Origin of the sequence: Dietzia sp. B44, from assembly GCF_014145245.1 — a bacterium.
GTDB lineage: Bacteria > Actinomycetota > Actinomycetes > Mycobacteriales > Mycobacteriaceae > Dietzia > Dietzia natronolimnaea.
Genome location: NZ_JAALEF010000349.1, coordinates 1 through 1187 on the forward strand (window position 1 = coordinate 1; position 1187 = coordinate 1187).

At 73.0% G+C, this 1187-nt stretch carries 1 protein-coding gene and 1 riboswitch; the gene reads right to left on the minus strand.

The genetic code is table 11. From position 1 onward, the window contains the following. Positions 1-745, minus strand: a 745-nt coding sequence (locus G6017_RS11665) for a magnesium chelatase ATPase subunit I (protein ID WP_182617483.1), incomplete at its 3' end; no start/stop codon positions are given. A 22-nt stretch (positions 746-767) separates the two neighbouring features. Then, positions 768-954, minus strand: a riboswitch (cobalamin riboswitch). Positions 955-1187 lie beyond the last annotated feature (233 nt).

Genomic DNA, 1187 nt, shown 5'->3' on the forward strand with positions numbered 1-1187 from the left:
GCTCCCGGGCGGCGACGATCCGCTCGCGCAGGGCCAGCTCGTCCGCCGCGAACGTGGCGGAGAAGCCCTCCGGGTCGGAGTCGAAGGCGACCCGGCGGCGGATCACCTCGGCCCGCAGCGCCGCCTCGCGCGGGGCGGACACCTCGACGGTGAGGCCGAAGCGGTCGAGAAGCTGGGGCCGGAGTTCGCCCTCCTCGGGGTTCATGGTGCCGATCAGGACGAAGCGGGCGGCGTGCTCCACCGACACCCCGTCCCGCTCGACGGTCACCCGGCCCATGGCGGCGGCGTCGAGGAGCTGGTCCACCACGTGATCGTGGAGCAGGTTGACCTCGTCCACGTACAGCAGTCCGCGGTGCGCCCGGGCCAGCAGGCCGGGCTCGAACGCGGTGACGCCCTCGCTCAGGGCCTTCTCCAGGTGCAGCGAGCCGGCGATGCGGTCCTCGGTCGCGCCGATCGGCAGCTCCACCAGACGGACCGGCCGGTGCTCGGTGGGCGCGTCGTGGGGGATCGGTCCGTCGGGGGTGTCGGTGCCGCGGTCGGACGGGGCGCTGGAGAACCTGTCACCGGCCACGACCTCGATCTGCGGCAGGATCCCGGCGAGCGCGCGCACCATCGTGGACTTGGCGGTGCCCTTCTCGCCGCGGATCAACACACCGCCGACCGACGGCGAGACCGCGTTCAACAGGAGGGCCAGCGCCATGTCGTCGGAACCGACGACGGCGCTGAAGGGGTAGTGCAGTGGCATGGGGGCTCCCGCTCTCGTCTGCCAGGCTGGTCAGCGCGAGGCCGGTCTCCGGACTTCCCGGCTCATCTCGGGCGATAGCGCTGGACGCGTTCGCCTCAGAGGCCGAGTTACCGTAGCGGGCCCTGTGCCGGATTCTCACCGGCTTCCCTGATTCTCCCCTCCGCACCGCCTGGGGCGGGTCGTGGGGCACCTCGTGCTGTTGGGGTGTAGTTGTCTCTCCTGGCCGAGGCTACCCAGCGCCCTCGCGTTCCGGGCGGTCGGGCTCGGCGGGCGGGTTCGACGGTAGGGTTCCGCGTCATGAACGGACAGGTGGTCGTGGTGGGGATCGGCGGTGACGGCTGGGCCGGCCTCGACGAGGCCCGTCGCCGCGCCGTCCTGGGCGCCGACGTCCTGCTGGGCGGGGAGCGGCACCTGGCGATGCTGCCCCCCGAGGTCACCGCCG